General features: G+C 57.7%; 18 protein-coding genes. 1 reads left to right on the plus strand and 17 read right to left on the minus strand.

Annotated features, from left to right (window positions below):
- Positions 1 to 39 precede the first annotated feature (39 nt).
- Positions 40 to 1,206, plus strand: coding sequence for a hypothetical protein (locus VEV40_RS16490; RefSeq protein WP_324833899.1), 1,167 nt, complete (start codon positions 40 to 42; stop codon positions 1,204 to 1,206).
- 25 nt (positions 1,207 to 1,231) lie between these two features.
- Here VEV40_RS16490 and gatA read toward each other — a convergent pair whose 3' ends face one another.
- The 17 genes from gatA to VEV40_RS16575 all read right to left on the minus strand — a co-directional run.
- Entirely contained in the window at positions 1,232 to 2,683 is a 1,452-nt protein-coding gene (gatA, locus tag VEV40_RS16495; RefSeq protein ID WP_324833900.1) for an Asp-tRNA(Asn)/Glu-tRNA(Gln) amidotransferase subunit GatA, read from the minus strand.
- On the minus strand, positions 2,683 to 3,003 hold the full coding sequence (gene gatC / locus VEV40_RS16500) for an Asp-tRNA(Asn)/Glu-tRNA(Gln) amidotransferase subunit GatC (protein WP_324833901.1): 321 nt from the start codon (positions 3,001 to 3,003) through the stop codon (positions 2,683 to 2,685). Before gatC ends, gatA begins: the two co-directional genes overlap by 1 nt.
- Before the next feature lie 84 nt (positions 3,004 to 3,087).
- Positions 3,088 to 3,867 carry a sugar transferase gene (locus VEV40_RS16505; protein WP_324833903.1) on the minus strand — a complete coding sequence of 260 codons (780 nt, stop codon included), beginning with the start codon at positions 3,865 to 3,867 and terminating at the stop codon, positions 3,088 to 3,090.
- Between the two features lie 372 nt (positions 3,868 to 4,239).
- The gene (locus VEV40_RS16510) at positions 4,240 to 7,056 is read right to left on the minus strand and encodes an SLBB domain-containing protein (protein WP_324833905.1); all 2,817 of its coding nucleotides are present in this window, start codon (positions 7,054 to 7,056) and stop codon (positions 4,240 to 4,242) included.
- Positions 7,057 to 7,298: 242 nt separating this feature from the next.
- Positions 7,299 to 11,834, minus strand: a complete 4,536-nt coding sequence (locus VEV40_RS16515; protein WP_324833907.1) for a choice-of-anchor D domain-containing protein — start codon at positions 11,832 to 11,834, stop codon at positions 7,299 to 7,301.
- A gap of 156 nt (positions 11,835 to 11,990) precedes the next feature.
- On the minus strand, positions 11,991 to 13,415 hold the full coding sequence (locus VEV40_RS16520) for a deoxyribodipyrimidine photo-lyase (protein ID WP_324833910.1): 1,425 nt from the start codon (positions 13,413 to 13,415) through the stop codon (positions 11,991 to 11,993).
- Positions 13,416 to 13,537: 122 nt separating this feature from the next.
- Positions 13,538 to 13,876, minus strand: coding sequence for a cytochrome C oxidase subunit IV family protein (locus VEV40_RS16525; RefSeq protein ID WP_324833911.1), 339 nt, complete (start codon positions 13,874 to 13,876; stop codon positions 13,538 to 13,540).
- 13 nt (positions 13,877 to 13,889) lie between these two features.
- Positions 13,890 to 14,624, minus strand: coding sequence for a cytochrome c oxidase subunit 3 family protein (locus VEV40_RS16530; protein WP_324833913.1), 735 nt, complete (start codon positions 14,622 to 14,624; stop codon positions 13,890 to 13,892).
- Positions 14,617 to 16,278, minus strand: a complete 1,662-nt coding sequence (locus tag VEV40_RS16535) for a cytochrome c oxidase subunit I (protein ID WP_324833914.1) — start codon at positions 16,276 to 16,278, stop codon at positions 14,617 to 14,619. Before VEV40_RS16535 ends, VEV40_RS16530 begins: the two co-directional genes overlap by 8 nt.
- Complete coding sequence (gene coxB, locus VEV40_RS16540; protein WP_324833915.1) at positions 16,275 to 17,327, minus strand: cytochrome c oxidase subunit II; 1,053 nt, start codon at positions 17,325 to 17,327, stop codon at positions 16,275 to 16,277. Before coxB ends, VEV40_RS16535 begins: the two co-directional genes overlap by 4 nt.
- A 9-nt stretch (positions 17,328 to 17,336) precedes the next feature.
- Positions 17,337 to 18,251: an SCO family protein gene (locus VEV40_RS16545; protein ID WP_324833916.1), complete on the minus strand. Its 915-nt coding sequence runs from the start codon at positions 18,249 to 18,251 to the stop codon at positions 17,337 to 17,339.
- A 59-nt stretch (positions 18,252 to 18,310) separates the two neighbouring features.
- Positions 18,311 to 18,940: a hypothetical protein gene (locus VEV40_RS16550; RefSeq protein WP_324833917.1), complete on the minus strand. Its 630-nt coding sequence runs from the start codon at positions 18,938 to 18,940 to the stop codon at positions 18,311 to 18,313.
- Positions 18,927 to 20,213 (minus strand): hypothetical protein, encoded by a 1,287-nt coding sequence (locus VEV40_RS16555; RefSeq protein WP_324833918.1) that lies wholly within the window; start codon positions 20,211 to 20,213, stop codon positions 18,927 to 18,929. Before VEV40_RS16555 ends, VEV40_RS16550 begins: the two co-directional genes overlap by 14 nt.
- A 12-nt stretch (positions 20,214 to 20,225) precedes the next feature.
- Entirely contained in the window at positions 20,226 to 21,008 is a 783-nt protein-coding gene (locus VEV40_RS16560) for a cytochrome c (RefSeq protein WP_324833919.1), read from the minus strand.
- Between the two features lie 4 nt (positions 21,009 to 21,012).
- Positions 21,013 to 21,555 carry a DUF3341 domain-containing protein gene (locus tag VEV40_RS16565; RefSeq protein WP_324833921.1) on the minus strand — a complete coding sequence of 181 codons (543 nt, stop codon included), beginning with the start codon at positions 21,553 to 21,555 and terminating at the stop codon, positions 21,013 to 21,015.
- Positions 21,555 to 22,976 carry an NrfD/PsrC family molybdoenzyme membrane anchor subunit gene (gene nrfD, locus VEV40_RS16570; protein WP_324833922.1) on the minus strand — a complete coding sequence of 474 codons (1,422 nt, stop codon included), beginning with the start codon at positions 22,974 to 22,976 and terminating at the stop codon, positions 21,555 to 21,557. The genes VEV40_RS16565 and nrfD overlap by 1 nt, the downstream gene beginning before the upstream one ends.
- A gap of 47 nt (positions 22,977 to 23,023) precedes the next feature.
- On the minus strand, positions 23,024 to 25,364 hold a 2,341-nt coding region (locus VEV40_RS16575; protein WP_324833923.1), incomplete at its 5' end, for a 4Fe-4S dicluster domain-containing protein.

The raw sequence follows: 25,364 nt of genomic DNA on the forward strand, positions 1-25,364 counted from the left end.
CGTGCCACATGAACATGTTGCGCGGGGCAGGGGGATGAAATGACTGATCTGCGGCGCATCTCGTATCTGTGGAAAGAAACACGCATTAACCGGGAGTACTCGACGGGCGTTTCCCTGCACAGCCACACGAACCAATCGAAGGAGACGCTGGATTTCCTGGCAAATCTGGGCACACAGTACCGGCTATTGCGCCCCATCTTCCGTGAGGCGGAGCGTCGGTCGCGCGAGCGTTACAACATTCCCGTTAACTATGCAGCCGCATATTGGACGCCGCCTTTGACGCCGCGTCTGGCATTCGATCTTGAGAGCGGGCAAATCCTGAGCAAACTTGGGCTGCGGCCACTGGTTTCGATTACCGACCACGACAACATCAACGCACCGATGCTGCTGAGGACCGTGGCTTCAGCGCGGCACATACCGGTATCCGTTGAGTGGAGCGCACCTTTCGGAGGGGATCAGGCCTTTCATCTCGGCATCCACAACCTGCCCAGCGAAAGTGGCGCGGCATGGATGAAGGCTTTTGAGGAATATACGGCCAATCCCAATGATGAAAGCCTGACTGAGATTCTGGCTGCGCTGCACGCGTTGCCGAACGTGCTGATCGTCTTCAACCACCCGATGTGGGACCTCTACCTGATCGGCGATGCCAAACACCAGCAGCGGGTACAGAACTTTATGGAGGCCAATCACAGATTCATCCATGCGCTGGAGTTGAACGGGCTGCGCCACTGGGAGGAAAATCGCGCGGTGAAAAGACTGGCGAAGCAATGGGGAAAGCTGCTCATCTCGGGCGGCGACCGCCATGGGATCGAGCCGAACGCGAATGTGAACCTGTCGAACGCAGCCACGTTTACGGAATTTGTGCACGAGATTCGTTACGAGGGCCGCAGCCATGTCCTATTCATGCCGCAGTACGCGGGGCCGTGGAAGCACCGCATTCTGGAATCGACGCTCGACGCCATCCGTGATTACCCGGAGTTTCCGCAGGGTTCTCGCTACTGGGACGAGCGCGTCTTCCACCCGGATCATAACGGGGTGGTTCGACCGCTGCGGGAATTGTGGCCCAGCCAGGAAGCGCCTTCATACCTGGCTCTCGCCATCAAAGCGGTGCGTCTGATGGGCAGCAGGCCTGTGGCCGACGGCCTGCGCATGGCATGGAGCGAGTCGCGGGAACTGCGGTTCACGCTGGGCGAAGAGGCGGTTTAGACGTTCACCACAGAGAAGGAAAACGCTATTGTTGCAGCGTCTCAACTGCCTGCGCTACGCGAAGGACCATGGCTTCGTCAAAGTGCTTGCCTAGAATCTGCAGGCCAATGGGCAGGCCCTCCCGCGACTTTCCGCACGGAACTGAGAGGCCGCATATTCCGGCGAGGCTAGCGGTGACGGTGTAGATATCGGCAAGATACATCGAGACCGGATCATCGGCTTTTTCGCCGAGCCTGAATGCCGGTGTCGGTGCAGTCGGCGTGAGGATGGCATCGACTTCGGCGAATGCTTTCAGGAAGTCTTCGGCGAGGAGACGTCGTACCTGCTGAGCCTTCTTGTAATACGCATCATAATACCCCGCGCTCAGCGCGTAGGTGCCGAGCATGATGCGGCGCTTGACTTCTGGGCCGAATCCGCCATCGCGCGAGCGGCGATACATGGCCGACAGTGTGTCGGAATCCTTTGCGCGGAAACCGTAGCGCACACCGTCAAAACGAGCGAGGTTGGCGCTAGCTTCGGCAGTGGCAATGATGTAATACGTCGGAATAGCATAGTGCGTATGTGGCAGCGAGATTGGCTTGATGACAGCGCCGGCGGCACGAAGTTGATCGATGCTGCGTTCCACTGCGGCGCGAACTTTCGGGTCGAGACCCTCGGCGAAGTATTCAGAGGGAACACCGAGGCGCAGTCCGGCAACGCCTTTGTCCATTTCGGCGGTGTAGTCAGGCACAAGCTGAGACGATGAAGTTGCGTCGAGCGGGTCATGACCGGCGATGACGCCGAGAACGGTGGCAGCGTCGCGCACATTTGCTGTGAATGGGCCGATCCGGTCGAGCGATGAGGCAAAAGCAATCAGGCCGTAACGGGAGACGCGCCCGTAGGTAGGCAGAATGCCGACGACGCCGCAGAAGGACGCGGGCTGGCGGATGGAGCCTCCAGTATCGGTGCCCAGGGTAGCGACGGCCATGCCTGCGGCCACGGCTGCGGCGGAGCCTCCGCTGGATCCACCAGGAACCCTGTCCAGCGCATGGGGGTTGCGCACAGGGCCATATGCCGAGTTTTCATTTGAGGATCCCATCGCGAACTCGTCGCAGTTGAGTTTGCCCAGAATGATTGCTCCGGCTGCTTCAAGTTTTTTCACTGCCGTTGCTGTGTAGGGCGCCCGGTAGCCTTCGAGGATTCTAGAGCCGGCGGTGGCCTGCAGGCCCTCGACCATCAGGACGTCTTTAATGCCTATGGGCACGCCTGCAAGCACAGGCAGCACTTCGCCTTTCTTAGCAAGTCCATCCATACTCATGGCCTGTTCAAGCGCTCGCTCGCGGTTGATTGAAAGATAGGCGTGAATCTGCGCATCGCGAGCGTCGATTTGACAAAAGCATGCTTCGGCGAAGGAGCTTGAGCTGCGTGCGCCCGACGCAATTGAATCGCGAATGTTGCTGATGGAAAGCGGCTTGGTTGCTGCTGTTTCGACTGTCATTAGCGCTCGATAACTTTAGGAACCTTGAAGAATGCACCGTTTGTTTCGGGTGCGCCGGCCATGACGCGGTCGCGGTCGAGTGAGGGCCGCGTTTCATCGGAGCGAAGCACCTCCTGCAATTGGCTGTTCCCTATTACCTCGCTGACCTGTGCCATGGGTAGCACCTCCGCGGTATCGAGCTCGTTCAACTGAGACACGTGCCCAAGGATCGCGTTCAGATCGCGTAACATGCGGACTTCCTCGTCAGCAGTCAACTCAAGATTGGCCAGCCCGGCTACTCGCCGGACATCTTCGACAGATACAGTTGGGGAATCACTCATACCAATGCGCTTCCTCATGCAAGGGAATTGCTTCGCCTTACTTAAAGTATAGTGGCAAAGGCCGGTCCTGTTTTGCGTCTGGAGTTATACCTGCCCGGGAAACTCAATCACCGGCGAAGGCACGCTGCGGGAGGAGAGGCACGCCGTCAGCGTGCACCAGAGCAGGCCAAGATCAGACCACCAGGTAGCGCGCTGCATGTATTCCCAGTCCAGCTTCGCCTTGAGGGGCTTAATCGTGCGAGCATAATACAGATCAAGGTCCTGCGTCGGGACATGGCGCAGGAGTTCTTCTTCGCAGCGGAAGGCAAGCGTGGCCGCGCCTGTAATGCCAGGGCGGAATGGCATGTGCAGACTTTCATGGTGTGGAAGCTTTGGTCTCGGCCCGATGAAGCTCATGTCTCCTTTGATTACGTTGACGAATTGTGGGAGCTCATCAAGCTTGAATTTGCGCAGAAGGACACCTACAGGAGTGATCCGGCAGTCGCCCTGCACGGTAATACAGGGGCCATTTTCGGCCTCAGCGATCATGGTTCTGAATTTATAGATCGTGAACAGCGAACCCAGCCGACCCGTTCTTTTCTGTCGGAAGAAAACGGGGCCGGGTGAGGTGGCGGCAACCACCAAGCCAATGACTACCATGAAAGGGAAAAAGACGACGAAGCCGACGCTGGCACAGACTAGATCAAAGAGCCGCTTGCCGTCCGAGAGGCTCCATGCCTGGGCTTCCAGCGGTTGATAGGCAGAGGCACGACTATAAACCGTCCCTGAAAAGGCATGCAACTTTGTTGCGTCGATCGAGGCATCGGAACGCCCCTCTATGCTGCTTGCAGGGCGAGAGTGCAAAGGAACGGAGGATGGGTTCATTTGGTCGGTCCTGGTACAGCAAGGTACAGTGTATACAAGTCTTGCGCCGATTCAAGCCATTTTGAAGCAATCCGCCAATAACTTCATTGGGTTGTTAGGTTACTGAACTCATTGGGGAACAAATCTACCTGGCCGTTCAATTTAGCCGTAAAATGCCGGGCGCCAAACGCCCATCAAAAGAGATATCGCAACAACCATATAGCAAAGGTACAGTCCCATGGCCGATGGGAAAACTGGAATAATTGACAGTTGTCTAAAAGGAGTGGCTACCCGAACGTCGCCTTCTGACTTGGACCATTTCCTCTTTCCAAAAGTTGCCTTCCCACCCCCGAAGAACATATGTCGCCATCGAGCGAAGCTACTCAAATTTCATCAGATTACACTGACTGCCGCGACTCCAAGAGCCAGTTGAGAGAAGAGTTGTGACCAGTCAAGCAGGCCACGAAGTGCCGTCGGCCTGAACGTCTTCTCCGGTACTACGACAGTGTCACCAGGATTCATGCGCGCTGCTTCAAAAGTATTTCCCCATAATCCATTCGCTGTCGTCTTGCTGATCACAGAGCCATCAGCACGAATAATGAACATATGCTTTTTATCGGCATCTCGTCCCGGCCCGCCAGCGGTTTTGAGGTAGTCACCCACACGATGGTTGGGTAGATACATGAAGGAATTCTGGTCATAGACTGCCCCGACCACGTTCACCGTGGCGGGGGCAGGGGGCACCATAAAGACATCGCCATCTTCGAGAGATAAATCTGGCAGGCTGTCCACGCCGACGCTGTCCGGATTGAGGTGCAGCACGATGCGTCCGGTAGCCCGCAACTGATGCAGCCTGTTTAGCAGTTCACGCGAACCCGTCGCAGCTGCATTGGCGGCCGCAACGTCCTGAGCGTTGACTGAAGAAGCGACACCTGCGATCGCCCCTCGCTGGATCTCCAATTCCAGATTCTGCACGTATTCGTCGATGCGCTGCTGCTGCAGCACGCGCGTTGATTCGCGGTTGAATTCGGATCCGTAAAGATATGCGCCTGGAGTCAGGCCGCCAGCGCGCACGATGAGCTGGCGCAGAGTCTCGCCCGGAAGCACGCTGTAAATCCCTGAGTTGACGAACTCGCCTTCCAGGCGCACGAATTTTGTCTGCTGCGCAACGGGAACACGAATATCGGCTTGGGAAAATATCGTCACCACGTCGCCAGGATCAAGAGTGAGATTCTGCGAGGGATCGTGCTCTAGGACCAGTTTCCCTAAATTAAACGGAATCAATGAAGTCTTGAGAGTAACTGGGTCGGTGCGGTCTATGACAGCATAATTCCAGTCGATCTCGGGCGCCGACAACTTCACATCATTCTTTCGAAACGCCGATTCCGTATTTTGGGTAATGATCTGAGTCTGTCGTCCGGCCAAGCTGCCACTGCTGGCCATCTGTGAAGGATTGAGTATGGCAGGACCAGAGGGAACCTGGCCGGGGGATTGTTGTTGTTGCTGCTGCGGCTGCTGCGCAGTTGTTCCAGACGCTGATGTTCCACCCAAGTCTGTCGCTTGTTGTTGACCAGTCGATGGCAGAAGAATGCTGTACTGCGGTTCCCCTTGCAAATAGACATTTCCCTGCGCATACGGGTACTGGTTCACGGGAGAATTTTGCTGATTGGGTACCGTCTGGCCGGGCTGTCCTTGAGTTCCCTGCGGATTTACAAAAACATACTGGCCGTTTGGCAGGCGTTGCATTCGATTCTGTAACTGCCACTGCTGATATGCCTGCCGCGATTGGAGATCAATCGAACTCGAAGGTTGATACTCTACAGGGCCGGAAACGTAGGGCTGAAATTCCGGCGTGGGCAGGCCCAGTTGCGCGCGACGCCAATAGTAGTCTCGCGTCACCAGCGAGTCTCGGTCTGGGATTAAATCGCTGAGTTTCATGCCCTCATGCCAGGCGAAGTGGCCGGGGTTGGCCGTATTGCCGCGAAGGGTCACTGTCTTTTGGTAACGTGGCACGATAGAAAGCACTCGCAGCACATCTCCATCGCGCAATGTTGTCGCCAGACCTGTCGCATCGAAGGAAACCTCCATGGCTTCGCGAGCACTGTGATTCTGAATGCGCTCGATCGAAATGCGCGAATCGGATGCTGTAGTTGAGGCGCCACCGGCGTCGGCAAGTAACTGCTGCAGCGTGGTGCTATCGTCATGCAATTCGTAAATGGCAGGATGGCGGACGCTGCCGGTCAGGGCAACCTGTGGGCCGGCCGGTGGGATGAAGATAACGTCGCCGGGCAACAGCTGGGCATCCTTCGACTTGTCGCCGTTGATCAGCAGATCATAAAGATCGAAATCGGTGATGGTCTTGCCCTGGCGTTTGAGCAGAATGTGACGGAGCGATCCTTGCGTTGATGGGCCGCCGGAGGCGAATAGCGCATTGACCAGGCTGCTAAGCGAGCTGACAGTATAAGATCCTGGTCGACGCGCCTGACCCACCACAAATACCTGAATCGAGCGAAGCTGACCGGCATCGACAGTGAGATCGAAATTGCGAAATACGCGGCCAATCTCGGAGCGGAGATGCTGTCCGAGCGCGGAGAAAGGCAGCCCGGCAACGTGAATCGCGCCAATCTGCGGCAGATAGACCGAGCCAGAGCGATCGACGCGCACATCGGCGTTGAAATTTACCTGTCCCCAGACGCGTATACGCAGTTCGTCATCGGGCCCGATGATGTAGTCAGGCGTTACCGGAATCTGCTCAACCGGTGCAAAAGTCGAGGGTACGTTGCGAAAGAGGCTCGCGCCGAAAATGGGCAGCACTTCACCTGTAGTACCAGCAACGAACTTCTGGAATTCGGTCAGAGGTTCCGGAGGACCGGGGACAGTCGTTGGCAGCACGTAGCGGTTGGCATTTGCATATGCGCTTGTGGCGTTTCCTAAGTCGGTGTATGTCCTTGTATTTAGGGGGGCGCCGGCGGGGACGTTTCTTTCTCCTGTCTGCCCGTAGCCTGGCTGTCCGTAGTTGCCCAGCCCATACTGGCCCTGCTGGCCCAGATTTGAACTGCAAGCTGCGGACATCGCATTTACCGGATCGGAACAATCGGTAGCGCTTTCACCCTGGTCCTGAGTCGGTTCGCCGGACGTGATCTGGGAATGCGCATGCGGCACGGCAGCCAGCAGAGAGAAGAAAAGTGAAAGAGCCAGTCGCTTACGCATAATGCATACAGTCTCTCGACCGCGTGTCTACTCCTTAATCAGTCAAAGATTTACCAGCACGCTTTGGCATAGCGCCATTTGCAGTGTAGAGCTTTCCGACATGGGATGAAATATGTGGCACCTAGAGGGTTACGGGGAAGTATTGTCGCTTTATCAACCCACATCCACAACAGATTCATGCCATTGGCGAGTCTCTTTTTTCAAGCGCGAACGTTGTACTTTCATCCTAACCCACGCTGTAGCTACTGGACAGTCAAGGTTAGGGGGACATTTCGTTGCAACCCGGGAACGGAGGCGGTGATGTTCAGCGTATAGACACCGGACGGTGTTGTGACCCCCTGCGTGGGTGAAGTAGGCGTGGTTGTCGTTCCTCCTCCGCTAGCTTGGGCGCCACAGGCGCTTGGTAGGAGCAGAACAAGTCCAAGCGAAGTTGCAATTAGAACGGTGAAGTACGCAGGCATCCGCGCACGGCGCTTCCTGAATCCCAGAAGGGCGCCCGGCAGGAGCGCAGCTAGCGCGATGCCTGCTCTCTGCCAATAAGACCTGATTGCGGGGCTTGTATTTGCTATGCCAGTTTGAATAGTGACGGTTGCACTTCCGGTGACGCCGCCGGCGAGAACCAGAGTGGCCGGATTCAGAGTACAAGTCGCGCTCGGTGGAACGCCGGTGCATCCCAACGTTAATGTACCTGCCGATCCACTAACGGGAACAACCTGAATGGAGTAGGTTGCGATCTGTCCGCTCACGATCACGGCAGAGGACTGGCCCATGACTGTGAGCTGAAAGTCTTCACCCACGCCCGAGAGAGCCACATTCAGAGGAGAAGCGAGATTTGCGGCATTGACGGTAACGTGGCCTCTGCGCGTTCCGGTTTGTGTCGGAGTAAAGGTTACATCGATAAAACAAGCGCTTTCCGAAGTCAGCGTTTGGGTAGTTGAGCAGTTTGTGGCGGTGATTGCGTAGTCGCCGCCGACTGAAAGAGTGAGGCCGGTAAGCGCCGAGCCGCCATTGTTGGTCAGCACAACTCTTTGCGGATTGCTGGTTGTGCCAACGCCCTGCCCCGTGAAGTTCAGCATGGCGGGCAGTGCGGAGACGCCGGGCGGAGCGAGGCCGGTGCCGGAGAGGGTGACAGCCCGGGCGCCAAGCTGAGTGTTTATAGTGAGCGATCCCATCTCGGGGCCAACCGCCGTTGGCACGAAGACAACTGAGATGGCGCAGCTTGCATGTCCAACAAGGAAAGAGCCGCAATCGTTTTGGGCGGCAAAGTCGCCGCTTACGGCAACGGAGATGTTGGCAAGTGAAACATCGCCGTTGTTGGTGAGCAGGACCTGCTGCGGACTGCTTTTCGTTCCGACCGTCTGGGGCTGGGAGAAATTCAGGTTATTGCCGGAAAGCACGGCTGTGGCCGCCGCCTGACCATTGCCGGAGAGCTGCACGGTCTGTGTGTCCGCATCGTCGGTGATGGAAAATACGCCAACGCGCCCGCCCGCTACTGTCGGGTTGAAGATGATGGAGACGGTACAGCCGAAATTCGGCGGGAGCGATGGTCCGCAGGTGTTTGCGCTTATTTGAAAATCGCCTGTGACAGAGGGCGATTTCAGGTTGACTGCCACGCCGCCGGTATTCGAAATCGTGATGTTCTGCGCCGCAGTGGCTGTGCCGATTAACGAACTGCCAAAATTCATGCTGGTGGGCGACAACACGATGTTGTCCGCTGCTAGGCCCGTTCCTGAAAGAGAAGCTGTGATCTGACCCGCGGGAAGATTGCCGAATACAGTCAAATCTTCATTAAGCGGCCCTGTAGCGGTTGGAGCAAAGCTGATTTGAATCGTGCATGTGCCGTTGGGAGCGAGCGGCTGCATGCAGTTGTCCTGCTCGGTGAAGTTCGTGCTGACGGTGATACTAGTGATGGTTAGCGTAAACGTGCCGGTATTGGTGAGCGTGACGTTCTGCGAGGCTCCGGTTGTGTTTACGGCCTGGCTTGCGAATGTGAGCGTAGAGGGAGCTAGAGTTGCCGTGGTCGGCGTGCTGCCAGCGGTCAGCAGTGGAATTTCCCAAATACCCCGTCCATAAGTGGAGGCGCGGAGCAATGATGTACTGCCGTAATTAAGCGCCTGCAACTCGGTAACCGGAGCGTTGGGGAGCCCTGTCCCAAGCACGCTCCAGCACTCCTGTGAGCTGTCTATGCATTGATTGATATTACGAGTGACGTAGACGCCCGTATCGAGCGCCACATAGACGGTGTTCGCGTCATTCGGATCGACAAGGATGCTGTTGGCTGGGGTGTCGGGCAAGTTGGCCGCTATCTGGTACCAGTGAGCTCCCCCATCGGTCGAGCAGTACACCAGAAAGCTATTTATGCCGCTGCCAATGAAGCCCTGCACCGTGACATAGACTGTGTTGCCCGTGATGTCATGAGGATCGACATAAATGCTCGAAATGTCGAAGCCTGCAGCGTTGAATGTGGACAGTGGACTGTTGCTGACCGGGGAGACAGACAGGTCTGTCCAGGCCGGCATGACTCCCGCTGCGTCGCTTACGGGAGCGCTGTAAACGTGACCCGCCACCGTTGCGCCGCCGTCGAGACTGCCTGACATTCCGGCATAGATCTGTTCGGGAGTGCCAGAAGCGTCACTCGGGCTGCCTGATGCGGCAAGCGAGCGCAACTGCGCATTGCCATCGCAGAATGGGGTCTGGACGTTGTCGAGCATGGGGCTGATGGCATTGCTTGCGCCCCATGCGGCTCCATTGGCCGCCGGTCCGCGCCATAGGCGACAGGTGCCGACAATCATGTTCGCTGTGTTCTGCGGGTCGAGAATCCAGGGCACGATCCCGAAAAGACCATAGCTGTCATTACCCACCTGCGCGCTGCCAATGACTGGAAGCCCGAACGCGGCCTTGTCGCAAGAGGCCCCCAGCGTACACAGGTTAATGGACAGCGGAAACGCGGACGTGGCGTACCAGTTCTGCGGATTTTCGGGATCGATGGCGTTCGTGTCGCCTTCACCATCGAGGACCTGGGTCCATACGCTTGAGCCGGTTTGTGGCGCCGCAGTGCCGAACGCGCCCATTGCCGCCATCAGGACATTCTGATTCTGTGGGTCCTGCGAAAAAGCTCCGACTTCCGCGAGCGAGCCAATGCCGCCGTTCAGGTTCTGGAAATGCGAAGCGTCGTCGACGGAGCAGGTAGACTGCTGCTGGCTTACATCGTCCGTAGTGCGCCACAAGCCGCCATCGTTGCCGAAATAGATGAGGCCATTTGCGCCAAAGGTCGCGTCGAAGGCGTGTTGCGAGGGCGCAACCTGCGCGGCGGCGCAATTATCCACATTGGTTGTATTGCGCCAGGCGCAGCTATTGGCCAGGCTGCAGCGGAAGATGTCGCGAGCGCCGACAAAGAGCAGCGTGTCCTGCTGCGAAGGAACGGCGGCAAGCGATAAATCATAATCGCCCTGCGGGATATTTGCGCCTCCACCCGTGTCAACGGCACTGTCGGCGATCTGATTTGCAAATGTAACCGTGGTGGATACACATCCGCTGGAATTGGCTGAACACACATCCTGCCATAGGCCCTGATCGTTGTTGTTACTGTCGACAGTGACGGCAAAGAGATCGCCGCTGACGGATTGCGACGTAATGGTTCCGCGGAAGATGGGGCAGGCGCTGGATCCGATGTAGTTTGGATTTGTCGGGCACTGTGCCGGGATGAGATTGACGCCCGGCTGGTTCGCAAGCCGTGTCCAGGTGACGCCGTCGGATGATTCATAGTAACCGTGGTAGCGAACTGCCGCATAGAACCGCTGCCTGACGGGATTCCATGTGACCGAGGTCGCGGAGTTTCCAGGGTCGATGGTCGAGGTGACTTGCGCGGATTGAATGACCTGCGTTGGACTGTCTTCGATGGTTGCCAGCCGCCAGGTTTGGCCCGCGTCACTCGAATAGTACAGCCCAGCAAAACTGTTGGCAGTAGTGGCGCCGACAGCGGCTCCCTCCGCAGACTGCGCCACGGCTGCAACCACGAGTTGCGGATTCACCGTGCTCCAGGCAAATCCGGCAAAGCCCAGACCGATAAATGAGTATCCGCGCAGCCCGCCGTAAAACTCATCGACCGAGTATGGGATAAGGCACCAGGTATTGCCTCCGTCCGCCGAACGGAGAATGCCACTGCCGTAGTAGGAGTCGAGCGAGTCGTTAGGATCGCCGGTGCCGGCGAGAACGATGCCTGTTTTATCCGGCTGGACGCTTAGCGCTCCGATGCTGAGCGAGGAGAGTGCCGGCGATGTGCTGCAGCCGCTGGAGATGGGCAGCATATCCGTCAGGGGAGTGAAGCTGACAGAGCCTGCGGGACCGGCTGCGTTGGTGGATTTCCAGACGCCACCGCCGCTGCTGCCGACGTAGACAGTGTTGCCGCCAGCATCCGACGGATCGACGGCGATGCTTGTGACGCGCCCGGTGATAAGGCCGTAGCTGGCGGTTTCGACTGCGGATGGGCCAACTGGCGTCCACGGAGCAGTAAGAGGTGTTGTGCCGCTGCTGTTCGGTATGGCTTTTAGCGTCTCATGCTGTGTACGCGCATCCAGCATAAGACCGGCCGGGTTGGACACTTTTTCCCGCGAGCGATTCAGCCCGCGCTGCGAAAGAAAGTGTCGAGACCGCTGCGTTTGGGGCGGTGCAATGCGCCACGCAGGCGTAAGCACCGACTGCTGCGCAGCCAGAAATCCGCAACCAGGTGCGACGATAGATGCCCAGAGGGCCAGCTTCCACCAGCGAATCGTTGCCATGTATCCCTAAGCCGCGCACACACAGAAAAAGCGCTTCTGCGCCATAGACGCGGGACGCAGAAGCGTTCCAGTGGTGTAGCGTGGTTGCGGAAAGTGGCTTCATTATGCGTGAAATCCCGCGCAACGCAAAGTTACTTTGGTTCTGTAGAGGCCGTGCTAATCGCCCGCCCAGTTTCCTGCTGCGACATTCTCGATGTAGCGCCGGGAATTGAATTTCTTTCCGGTGGACGCTCCGGACATATAGCGAACCGTACCGAAGATAGGGCGCTCAAACCACGGACGGTCGTGTACGCCGGCAATAGCCCAGGCAATTCCCGCATAGCCGTTGGGATCGCGGCCGTCGAGTTCATATTTATCGTTGAGGATGACGGCGTATTCAAAGGCACGCGCCGGATACGGAGTCCATTCGAGAATCTTCTTGGCCCAATACATGCGCAGATAATTGTGCATCCAGCCGTATTTCACCATCTGCATCTGAGCGGCATTCCATAACTCGTCGTAGGTTTTTGCCTGCTCCAATTCTTCGAGGGAGTATTCGGGATTGCGCTTATCCCGCGCGTGCTCGCGCAGCGTTTTCTGCGCCCATTCCGGCGCACACTCAAGCGTGTCGTAATCAGGGACATGCTTTACAAAGTTCACGGAGATTTCCCGCCAGCCGATCAGTTCGTTGATGTAGGCCTCGTATGCGGCAGGAGAGGCTTTGCCTTCTGCGACAGCTCTCTGCGCGGCAAGTGCAATAGTGATGGGGCTGATCTGTCCGAAATGAAGATAAGGCGATAGTCGGCTGGTGCCATTGGATTCCGGGTGATTACGTTTGGTGGCAAACGCATGCAGGCGGTCGTCGGCAAAATCCTTCAGGCGTTTCAGCGCGGCATGAGTGCCTCCGGTGAAGGTATCAACTGGGCTGACACTGCGGTCGAAGTCTTTCCAGCCTTTCGTTACATCTGTTCGGAGGTCAATAGATTCAAAACGCGCTGGGCGCTTCCACTCATGGTCTGCTTTAGTCTTCGGCTGGAGCACGAGGTATTTTGGCAGCTCGGCGTAGAGCTTCGGCTTCAAAATGTGAAGCGCGTATTGGTGCTTGGGAAAGAGCTTTGACGGAATGACTACGTCTGCATCGACGGTGAGAAACGGCAGGTGCATTCGTCTTGACAGGACCCGACGCCAACGCTCCGGCTCGCGGCAGGGATTTTCGTCGCCGACAAGGAGCGCCGCGCTAACTTCTTGCAGGAACTTCTCGAGTTGATTGTTTGGCGGACGCCTCACGATAAACGAGACGTTGCGTTCAGCGAGGTCTTCTTCAATGTCCGGCAAACCCTGGTTAAGGAAGGCATAGTGGCGGAGATTAGCGTGCGGGTAGGTTGCGATGATGGAGAAAAAGGTGACGACCGGTAATCCAAGCTCATTGCCCAGAGCTATGGCGAGATCAAGCGCCGGATTGTCGATGCCGCGCTGCGCACGCTGCATCCAGTAGACGACGCATTTGCTGTCTTTGAACGGCTCACCAGCGCGGCGGATGGTGATGCGCGGATTGTCAGCGTATGGCCGCAACAAAGAAGGCAGATTATCTATATGATTCATGCTTCTGCTGATAGTAGATGCCGGTATGCTGTCGTTAAGGCTTGTATCAGGATTGTGTTTCACGCCATTGCAAGCAAAACGGCGGCCTTGGGCCGCCGTTCTCTGTCAGCGAGAATTGAAATCTACCAGAGGCCCCAGGCACGGCTGACGTAATCGGTCAGCGACATGGTAATGAGGACGAGGAAGGTGAAGAAACCGGCGGCGACGGTGAGTTTCGTCAGCCGCGAACTGTACTTGACGTGCATGAAGAACAAAATCACCAACACTGCCTTGATGCAGGCGATAGCGAGAGCGACGACGGCATTGAAGACGCCGAGTTCCAGATAGGAAGCGGCGACGGTCAGCGCGGTAAAGCACAGCAGCGTCCCGAAAATGATGGCGTAGAGCTTCGGGCTTACGATGTGCACTTCGTGCTTCGTCGGCTCGGTATCGAGTACTTCTTGATGTGACGGTTCGATCATAGGGTTCAAATCCTCACTGATGGCGACTGATCAGGTATAGCAATGGGAATAGGAATATCCACACAATATCGACGAAGTGCCAGTAAAGCCCAAAGTTCTCGACAAAATTCATGTGGCCGGTGGTGTAGGCGCCCCGCGACGCATGGAAGATGATGAAAATCAGAATCGAGCAGCCGATGAGCATGTGCAGCGCGTGCACGCCAGTCAGCAGGAAGTAGAGCGAGAAGTACGACTGGGTCTTCTCAGCCATATCGACGGCAAGCGGTTTGTCCTGGGGATAGCGCGGATCGACGTGCGTAAACTCGTTGATGCTGAAATTCAAGCCGGGAACGTGATGATGCTCCCATTCATCATGCCATTCGTAGGCCTTGATGCCTAGAAAGACGACCCCGAGGAACAGCGTGGCCCCAAGATAGCGCAGCAGCGCCTTGCGATTGCGCGTTTCCGCTGAGTGCACGCCCATGGCCATTGTGAAGCTGGAGCAGATCAGCACGGTGGTGTTGAGCGTGCCCGCCCAGATGATCATCCAGTGGCTGCCTGCAACGAAAGCCGGGTAATACCAGTTGCGGTAGATGAGATAGGCGGTGAACATTCCGCCGAAGAACATGATTTCGGTGAGCAGGAAGAGCCACATGCCGAAGTTCGAGGCTTCGCGCTGCTGGTCCTCCGTCGCGAAATGATGATGCAGGTGCGGCGAATGTTCGTGCTCGCTGTGGGTTGCGGGAATTGCGATCGCCTGGCTATCCAACGGTCTGTACCTCGTTCTCAAAATGGTTATCGACCCATTCGAAGTCGTAGGCTTCGAAGTCGACGACCGGCATTTCAGGGAAGTTCTCGGTCAATGGAGGCGACTGTACCTGCCACTCCAGGCCGGGCGCGCGCCACGGATTGGCTCCAGCAATTTTGCCGAATTTGAGCGACCACGTCAGATAGACCATCGGCAGGAGGTATCCGATAGCCAGAATCGACGCGCCCGCGGTAGAAAGCACGTTGAGTACCTGGAACTCCGGCGGATACGAGTGATAGCGCCGCGGCATGCCCAGGTAGCCCACAATGAATTGCGGGAAGAAGGTGAGGTTGAAGCCGATGAAGAGCACCGACGCTGCCAGCCTCCCCATGGCTTCCGGATACATGCGCCCGCTAATCTTGGGCCACCAGAAGTGCAGGCCAGCCATGAACGCGCTGACCATGCCGCCCACCATGACATAGTGGAAGTGGGCGACAATGAAGTAGGTCTCCGTTAGGTGGATGTCCATGCCCAGCGAGGCCAGCATGACCCCGGTCAGTCCGCCGATGGTGAAGAGGCCGATGAAACTGAAGGTATAGAGCATGGGCGTGTCAAAGCTGACCGCCCCTTTGTACATGGTCGCTGACCAGTTGAAGATCTTGATTGCCGAAGGCACCGCCACCAGCATGGTCATCAGGGAAAAGACAAGCGCGGAGTAGTTCGAGATGCCCATGATGAACATGTGGTGCGCCCAGACAAAGAAGCTGAAGACGGCGATGGCCACCGAGGAGAATGCGACTGCGGTGTAGCCGAAGACTCGCTTGCGGCTGAAACAGGCGACAACCTCGGAGATCACGCCCATTCCGGGCAGAATCATGACGTAGACAGCGGGATGCGAATAGAACCAGAAGAGGTGCTGGAAAAGCAGCGGGTCGCCGCCCTTGGCCGGGTCAAAGACGCCGATGCCGATGGTGCGCTCGAGCACGATGAGCGCCAGCGCGATGGCGATGACCGGAGTGGCGAGCACAAAGATGATCGAGGTGGCGTAGTACGACCAGATGAACAGCGGCAGCCGGAACCAGGTCATGCCCGGCGTGCGCAGTCGATGGATGGTCACAATGAAATTCAGGCCGGTGAGGATGGACGAAAACCCGGCCACGAATATGCCCATGGCAGCGCCAATCACATGGGTATTTACATAGTGCGTACTGAGGGGCGTGGTGAAGGTCCAGCCGGTGTCCATCCCGCCCCAGATGATGGCGTAAAGCTCAATGCAGCCGCCGGTGATGAAGAGGTACCAGCTAAGAAGATTGAGTCTGGGAAAAGCGACGTCCTTTGCGCCGATCATGAGCGGGATGAGGAAGTTTCCCAGCACCGCCGGGGCAATCGGCACCAGGAAGAAGAACACCATGATGATGCCGTGGATGGAGAACAGCTTGTTGTAAGTGTCCGCCGCCACCAGCTCGCCGCCGGGTGTCAGCAGATTGAGCCGGATCAGCGCCGCCGCTGTGCCGCCGATGGTGAAAAAGAAGACTGTGCTGAACAGATAGAGAATGGCGATGCGCTTATGGTCGAGCGTTAGCAGCCAGCTCTTGAGTCCGTACTCGCTATTCAGGAAAGACCGCTGGGGCAGTTTCGCCGTCTGCTGGTCTGGAAGGACAATACTTGTGCTCATTTGTTCACCACCCCTGTCCCGGCCGCCGCTGGAGCAACAGTCTGGACCTGGCTTGTGTTCAGCGTCTGCTGGACACGATAGTTCGAGTTTAAATTCTTAATGTATTCAACAAGGCTGATGAGACCGTCTTCACTGACCTGTCCCTGATATGTCGGCATAATCGGCGCATACCCGGCTACCTGGTGCATGGTCGGGTTCAGAATCGTGTCGCGCAGGAAGGCGTCGTCAACAGTAACAAAAGAGCCATTGGACATTTGCAGCTTGCTGCCGTAGACCTGCGCCAGGCTTGGGCCGTGCGCGTCGGGGCTGCCGGAGTGGCAGGAAGCGCAACCAAGGCTGGCAAATAGGCGCTCGCCGTTCTGGGCAAGCGATGCACCGCTGGTCGAGCCTGCTGTCCAGCGCTGGAAGTCATCTGGCGTCATGGCAACAACCTCGCCGATCATCTGAGAATGAAGCGTGCCGCAGTACTGCGTGCAGAACAGGTGATACGTTCCCGGTTTAGTGGCCGTGAACCATACCGTGGTGTAGCGGCCCGGAATCACCTCGCGTTTTACGCGGAAAGCGGGAATGGAAAAGCTATGGAAGACGTCCTGCGAAATCATGGTGAGTTGTACAGCTCTGCCGGTGGGGACGTGCAGAGCGTTGATCTCATGCTGTCCGCCCGGATGCTCGGCCTTCCACATCCACTGCTTGCCGATGATGTAGATATTCATGGCATTGGTGGGCGGGTTATAGATGCGGAAGTAGAGCAGCGCGCCCCAGACAAAGCAGATCAGGAAGAGGGCCAGAGGAATGATGGTCCAGGTCGTCTCCAGCAGCGTGGAACCCTCGATCTGCGTCGCCACCGGATGCTTTTCCTTGCGATAGAGGATGGAGAAAGAGACCACCATCGCGATGACCACACATGTTCCAAACGCGGAAATGAGCAGCAGGAAAAAGAAGAACGTGTCAGCATACGGAGCAATGCTCGACGCCTCTGGGGGAAACAGCGGGAAGCGGCTGAGAAACTTCTCTAGGAACTGCCAAAGTACTGGACTGATGAAATGCATCGTTCTCTTTTATCCGATCGCGTTTTTCCAGTTTGGAACCGACGTGGTCTTGGCTCTTTTCCGATCACGTCGGAACATCACAATCATGAAACTGCCCAGGCAAAGCAGCGTCACCAGGCAGCCAAGCTGCACGATGCGCGCAATGATGAGGCTGTGCCGGTTCAGCATCGGGTCATAGTGGTAGCAGTAGGTCAGGATGTTATCGACCGGCGAGCCGATCTTGTGGTCTGACGCCTCCACCAGCCCAAGCTGCAAATCATTCGGCGAAAACTCGACGCCGAGGTAGTACTGCGAAATTCTGCCGTCAGGAGTCAGCAACTGGATGGCGCTGGCGTGGGCAAACTGCGTCATCTTGCCATCGGGGCCGGGAACGCGGACATAGCCAAAGCCGGTCGCATTCGCGAGAGCGCTTATCGCTGTCTCCCCGCCGGTAAGGAAATGCCAGCCGTTCGCCGTCTCCGGATGACCGTAGCGCTTGAGATAGAAGGTTTTTTTCTGGGCAGCAAGTTCCGGGGTTTCACTGGGGTCGATGCTGACGACGATCACGTCGAAGTCCCGGCCCGGCTTGAACTTCACCATTTTGAGCGCGCTGACCAAGCCGTCCAGTTCTTCCGAGCACAGCATGGGGCAGTTGTAATAGACCAGTGACAGGATGGCGGGCCGCTTGCCGAAGTAATCGCCCATCCGGACGGTCTGGCCGGTATCGTCGACAAATTGGCCATCGAGCGGAATCTGCGTATTGAGCTTCTGGACGATGGTGGCCTTCTTCAGGACCGTGGGCAACTGGTCGCTCGCAGGCTCGCCCATCTGCTTTTCACCATAGGGCGAAACTTGCGCGGAAGCGGTCGAGAGCGCGAGCACAAGTCCCGCGGCAAGCGCCAATGCGGCGGTTGCCGTTCTGGACTTCCGGATTGTTTCTGACATCTGCATTGCTTCTATGCTAGTCCGCTTTTGGCGGTGTTTCACGCCGCCGGATCCCGCTCCTAGTTGTTGTTCACTTTGGCCGAGGACTGTTCTCCCGGCGTTCTGCTTTCACGAAGTTCCTGCTCATAGGCCGTGCGCGCAAAGCCATCTGTCAGCGGGGCCTTTATGGAGATAGCCTTGTCGCCGGCCATCAGCGGTTCAACCGGCTGCGGCGGCTGCTCAACCGGCAGGCCGCGCTGTGCAATCAGTTCCATGGCGCGCTCGATGGGAATACGGACCGTACCTTTCGAGCGGTCAAGCCAACTGTAGTTATCCAGCAGCAGGTCTTCGCGGGCGTGCAGGTCAGCCGTGTCGAGGTTGCCGTCATCATCCTGTAGACGCGGCGTAGGAAAGGCATGCGTCAACTGATTGAGTTGTTTCTGCTGAATCGCCGGATCGGATTGGATGTGGTAGGTCTTCCCTACCGGAAAGTTAGCCTGGTTCCACTGGTTCGGCGGCCCGTCGCGCTTTTGCAGGGCATTGTTGATGACCTTGCCCATGCCGAAGCAGAGGACGAAGAAGACGGCGAGCGACAGCGCCAGGCCCACCAGGAAGACGATGATCCCCTGGACGCTTACGTCGGTTAGTTCGTAGCCTTCCCGAACGGAACTATCTTTGTCGTGCGATTCGTGCTCGCTATGCTGTTGCATGTTCGGGCTCCAGAATCTCTGCCACGTGCGGATCGTTGGTAACCACCAGCGGCCGGGTCTTCAGGTTTGTAAAGTAGTTCGCCATCCAGAAGGAAATCAGCGCCACCGGCACCACGGCGTATTCAAGAATGCCGATGCTGAAGTGCAGATTGCGGGCCGCGTCCTTGAAGTTCGGCTCGATCAGCCACCACATGTCCCAGCACCGGGCGAAGATCATGATGCAGCAGCAGACCACCAACCGGCTCTTGATGCGTTTGAGGTCGCGCGAGAGCAGCAACGTAAAGGGCAGCAACCAGTGAAAGACGAAATCGAGCGTCGCCACCGCGCCCCAGTCGCCGCGAATGCGGTCCAGGTACCAGGGAATTTCTTCCGGCGAGTTGCCCGACCAGATAATCAGGAACGAGGCGAAGGCAAGATAGATATTCAGCATGGTAAAGGCGAGGCAAAGCTTGCCGAGATCATGCTGCTCAGTTACGCGAAGAACAGTCTTGATCGGCTGCGCTTTCGAGAGGCCGATGATGGTGATAATCGCCAGCGCAAGGGTTCCATAGGCCTGGCCGACAAGATATTGCAGACCATAAACCGTCGAGTACCATGTGGGGTCGAGCGACATGACCCAGTAAATTGAGGCTGCCGTCAGCGTAAGAGTATAGAGCAGGACACCAAAGCCGCTCAGGTTCTCGAATTTCACCTGCCAGTAAGGCACATGAGGGGCAGTGTCAGCATCGCGCTGGAGGGACCAGCGGTTGAGAAGAAATATGTAGAGCGCCCAACTACCGAAGATCAGCAGCGACACCACCCAGAAGGTAGTGGGGTTGAGCATCGGCTTCTTCCAGAGAATGGCGTGCGCCTGTTCGGGCGTGACGAGATGGTTCTTTAGCGCGGCTTCCGCGTCCGGATAGCGGGCCCACAGATAAAGCTGCCCAAAAGTGACGCCGAAGATCCCGACTGGCAGGAAATAGGCGAAGACCAGCGGGAGCGTACGTGTCATGGCTTCAAGCGGGCGCCGTATCAGCAGGCCCCACTTGCCGCCAGAAAGATACTGCGTCATCAGCAGGCACATGCCGCCGCAGCAGAAGCCGAAGCAGATCATGAAGCCCAGAAGCCAGGCTCGCAGGAAGTGGTTCCAGCCGTCCCCGGCCAGAAAACCGAGGATGACGCCGAGAACAGAAAACACTATGCCGATGATGAGCGCCTTGCGCCGCCAGCCATCGACAAAGGCGGGCGCCGAAAGGTCGGCGGGTAATGTTTTCGCGTGATGATCGTGTGCCATTCGTTCCGGTCCTTATTTCTTCGTCTCAGGCGCGGTCGTTTCGCCTTTTTTCGCGCCTGCCGCTGTAGCAGGCTGGGGCGTCAGTGTTGGAGTTTTTGGGTTTTCCGCCGGAGCGCCGGCCGCCTCTCCCACTGTCGGCAACGCCTGCACATTGGTGTTCTGGGCGATGGGCCACGGCCCGGCAAAGCTCGCTGGCAATCCCTGCTGCTCGGCTATGTCGGTCAGGTTCTGGACTTTCTCGCCTGTTGGGACATCCGACTCTTTCGCGTTCTGACTTAACTGCAGCGCACGGATGTAAGCGGCAATCGACCAGCGATCGGCAGGCGTCAATTCTTCCGAATAATCCGGCATGGCGCCGTAGCCGTTGGTCATGACATAGAAGTAGTGGCTCAGAGGTTCCGAGAGGCGCTTCGAATCGTGGTAGTTGCCGGCAGGTTTGTAGCCGCGTTGCACGATCATGCCATCGCCGTTGCCCACGCGCGAGTGGCATGGCGTGCAGTAGATGTTGTAGCGCTCCTGCCCATGCTCAAGCACGGTCATCGTGGCCGGAAAGGGCATCGCATCCTGCTCCTTGCCGTTCAGCAGGCCGGTATAAAAATATTCGTTCTGATCCAGTTGCCCGCGCGCCACCGTGTGGTCCACCTGGGGCCGCACGGAGCGCCCATCGGCAAAGAAATCGGTGCCGCGCTGGGGAATAAATTTCGGCTCATTGTGCATGTCCTGGCGGCAACCGGCCAGCAGTGCGACTGCGGCAAATGCGCCAAGAGACAAGGCCGTCTTGCGGATTTGACTCATCGTCTTAATACTCCACCTCCACAATGGAGGCCGGCTTACAGCCTTCGAGAAACGCCCGCGATTCGGTCACATCAAACTTCGGGTCAGTCGATTCCAGGCAAAGGAAGAACTTGTCCGATGTTGCGCCGCCGCGGAAATTCGGCGCATTGAACAGCGGATGGTAGACCTGCGGGAGCCCATTGGCGGCGAGCATTCCGAAGAACGCTGAAAGGCCGGAATAGAGAATCGTCCATTCATACGCGGGCACGACGAACGCTGGCCAGGAGTAGAACGGGCGACCAGCGGAGTTGATGGGGTAGGCCCAGACCGAGATCCACGTCTCAAGCCCGAACATGGCCACAAGGCCAAGCAGTCCGCCGATGAGGCAGATCAGTGACACGTTATCGCGATGGAAACCGATCGCCGCCGCCGCTTCCTCAATGGGGTACGGCGTGTAGCAGTCCATGCGCCGGTAGCCTGAATCGTAGGCGGCCTGCGCGGCGCGCACCAGGTCGCTCGGCGTTTCAAACTCGGCCAGCAGTCCGTAGGTTCCTTCCTGGACTTTCATTAGTCACCAGCCTCCGGCAGCAATTCGTCTTTGGGGTGGATTCTTGCCTGCGGCAGCAGGATACGCAGCTCAGACATGGGAATCATGGGCAGCAGGCGGATAAAGAGGAAGAAGAGAAACGTGAACAGACCCAGCGTTCCGATAAAGGTCGCATAGTCCCAGCGGGTGGGATTGTATGTGCCCCAGGAAGATGGCAGATAGTCGCGCGTCAGGCTGATGACGATGATGACGAAGCGCTCAAACCACATGCCCGTATTCACGATGAAGGACATGATGAACATGAGCAGGACATTTGACCGGAACTTGCGGATCCACATCAGTTGCGGCAGGGCGATATTGCAGGTGATGAGCGTCCAGTACGCCCAGCCCATCGGCCCGAACATGCGGTTCCATATCATGAAGTATTCCCAGTGGCTGGCCGAATACCACGACATGAAAGCTTCCATGAAGTAGCCATAGGCGACGATGAGGCCGGTCACCAGCATGACCTTGCCCATGTTGTCGAGGTGGCGGATGGTGACGATGTCTTCGAGGTGGTAGAACTTGCGGATCGGAACGGCCAGCGTAATGACCATCGCGAAGCCCGAATAAACCGCGCCGGCGACGAAGTAAGGCGGGAAGATGGTCGTATGCCAGCCGGGCAGGAGTGCTACAGCAAAATCGAAGCTGATGACCGAGTGCACGGAGAGCACGAGCGGCGTAGAGAGACCGGCCAGCAGTAGCGAAGCCGTCTCATAGCGGACCCAGTGCCGCACCGAGCCGCGCCAGCCGAGCGAGATCATGCCGTAGAAAAATTGCCCGAACTTTGACTTCGCGTTGTCGCGCAGCGTCGCCAGATCGGGGATCATGCCCATGTACCAGAACACGACCGAGATGATGGCGTATGTCGAGACCGCGAAGACGTCCCACAGCAGCGGCGAGCGGAACTGCGGCCACACGTTCATGGTGAACGGCAACGGGAAGAGCCAATACCCCAGCCATGGACGGCCTGTGTGAATCACCGGGAACATGGCGGCGCAGACCACGGCGAAGATGGTCATCGCCTCGGCAAAGCGGTTGATGGAGTTGCGCCAGCTTTGCTTGAAGAGCAGCAGAATGGCTGAGATCAGCGTTCCGGCATGGCCGATACCGATCCACCACACAAAGTTGATGATGGCGAAGCCCCAGGCTACCGGGATGGTAATGGCCCAAATGCCGACGCCCTTCAAAAAGAGCCAGGTGACGGCGACCGTAAGCAGCGCGACCCCGCCGCCTGCGATCATGAACCCGCCCCACCAGCCCAGAGGCGTATGGCTGGTCAGCACGATGCCCGCGAGCTTCTCGGTAATCGACTTGAAAGTGTGCCCGGGCGCTATCACCCGGCGTTCCCCAGTGATCGGATCCAGCATCGGATCGTTTACTGGTACATCTCTGGTTGCCATATTCCGTTCAACCTCTTAACCGTTTCCAGTTCACCGTTCCAAGGGGCCTACGCTTCGGCCAGTTCAGGGTTCAGGTTCAATACTTCCGCAATGTAAGTGGTGCGGGGTCGCGTGTTGATGTCTTCGAGCACGCCATAACTGCGCGTCTGCTCCTTAAGCTTGCGGACCCTGCTCGACCGGTCATTAATGTTGCCAAAGACGATTGCGTTGGTCGGGCAGGCCTGCTGACAGGCGGTGACAATTTCACCGTCGCGGATCTCACGGTTTTCCTTGTCCGCCTCGATCTTGGCAGCGTTGATGCGTTGGATGCAGTAGCTGCACTTTTCCATCACGCCGCGGCTGCGGACAGTGACGTCGGGGTTGCGCATCAGCTTCAGGCTTTCGGTTTCATAATCGGAGAAGAGCAGGAAGTTGAAGCGGCGCACCTTGTATGGGCAGTTGTTCGAGCAGTAGCGGGTGCCCACGCAGCGGTTATAGACCATCACGTTGAGGCCCTCGGGCGAGTGCACCGTCGCGCCAACTGGGCACACCTGCTCGCACGGGGCATTCTCGCACTGCTGGCAGGTCATGGGCTGAAGGTGCGCGCGCGGCGCCGACAGATCACCTTCAAAATAAGTGTCAATGCGCAGCCACTGCATGTTGCGCCCGACCTGCACCTGATGTTTCCCGACAACAGCGATATTGTTTTCCGCGTAGCAGCTCAGGACGCAGGCGTTGCAACCAACGCACGAGTTCATGTCGATCGACATGCCCCAGGCGTTCTTGTCATAGCGATAGGCCGGGAACATGCTGGTCGTGGTGTCGGGGACGTCCTTACCCAGGCCTTCGTGCGCGAAGTTAGGATTCTGCTTGAACTCTTCGAGCGTGGCGTAGCGGACAATGCCGCGATCCACGGCCTCATTTCCTTCAAGCGAGTGTGTCCCGCTGCCATCGCCGCCATGCGAGATGGCGCGGTGGTCAATGTAATGGCTCTTGGTGACCGCGAATTCGTACGTTTCGCCGGTCCTGCGCAGGCTTGCGCTGGTGAACAAAGGCGCATCGGAGCTGCGGACGGCGTACGCGTTAAATCCATAACCGCTGCCCACGCGGCCTGCGCGGCTGCGGCCCTGCCCTAGGGTCAGGGTTATCGAGTTGTCCGGGTGGCCGGGAACAGCAAGAACCGGAGCCGTAACTTTGAGGCCGTTCGCGCTGATTTCAACAATGTCATGCTCCGCGAGGCCGTTCTTGACCAGAGTGGCGTAGCTCATCAACGCCGCATTGTCCCACGAGAGGTTCGTCACCGGACGCGGCAGTTCCTGCAGCCAGCCTACGTTGGCGTAGCGGCCGTCGTAGAGGTTGTAGTCGGGGCGGAAGACAATTTCGAGCGTATCAGTTCCGCTTCCATTCGAACTGGTTCTGGCCGTTCCAGGAAGATCGCCAAATTGGTTATGCCCGCCTTCCGAGGAAGCCTTGCTTTCTCCACTGCTCTTGGGCTGGAATGCGGTGTCGGCAATCCATCCGTCGTGCAGGACTTTGCGCCAGTTATATTCAAAGTCGCCCTTGGCAGAAAGCTGCTGCCGCCAGTTCTCGCGGACTGCGTCGTAGGCCGACATGTCGGGATTGTCGAGCATGGCCTGGACAATCTCGTGCGCCGTGTGTCCGCCGTAGAGGGGCTCGATCATGGGCTGCACGATCGAAACAGTGCCATCGTAGGCACGCGCATCCGACCAGCTTTCGAGATAGTGCGCGCTATTGATATGCCAGTGCGCATGGGGGGTCGTCTCGTTGACGTGCGAACCGAGATGGACAATGGTCTTGACCTTGCCCAGCGCCTCTTCAAATTTCAGGTCGGCGGGCGTCGCGTAAACCGGATTGCTGTCGAGAATGACCAGCCAGTCCACCTTGCCCGCGTTCATGTCGGCGACCAGCGACTTCAGATCATCGTTCTGGATGGTGGGCAGTGGATTCACCGTCTCTGTGTAGACGACTGTCTTGCCAACGTTGCCCAGCGCCTGATTGATGGCAATGGCAGCCAAATGGACGGACGGTGATTGGTGCTCGCCGGGAATGACGACGCACTTGCCGGCATTTGCCTTCAGGTCCTTCGCTACAGCCGCCAGAAACTTCTTCGCGTCATCCGATCCGTTGTAGCTTGCACTTCCTGACCCGAGCGTGCCCGCAAGCGCATCTGCAAAGGGAGCGATATCGCTTGCCCGCAACGCCAGCCGGTGCTCGGCTTTGAGGCCGGTTGTCGTTGTCCAGCTCTCGACGGTATAGAGGCGGTTCATCTCCGTCGTGCCTTCAAACCGGCGCTTGTTGGCGTAGTCCTTCGCCAGCCGATGGAAACCCGGATACAGCGAGCCGGAGAGGAAATCCGCGTCCAGCGAGAGGACCACGTCCGCCGCGTCC

This window comes from Alloacidobacterium sp., from assembly GCF_035631355.1.
In the GTDB taxonomy this organism is placed as follows: domain Bacteria; phylum Acidobacteriota; class Terriglobia; order Terriglobales; family Acidobacteriaceae; genus Alloacidobacterium.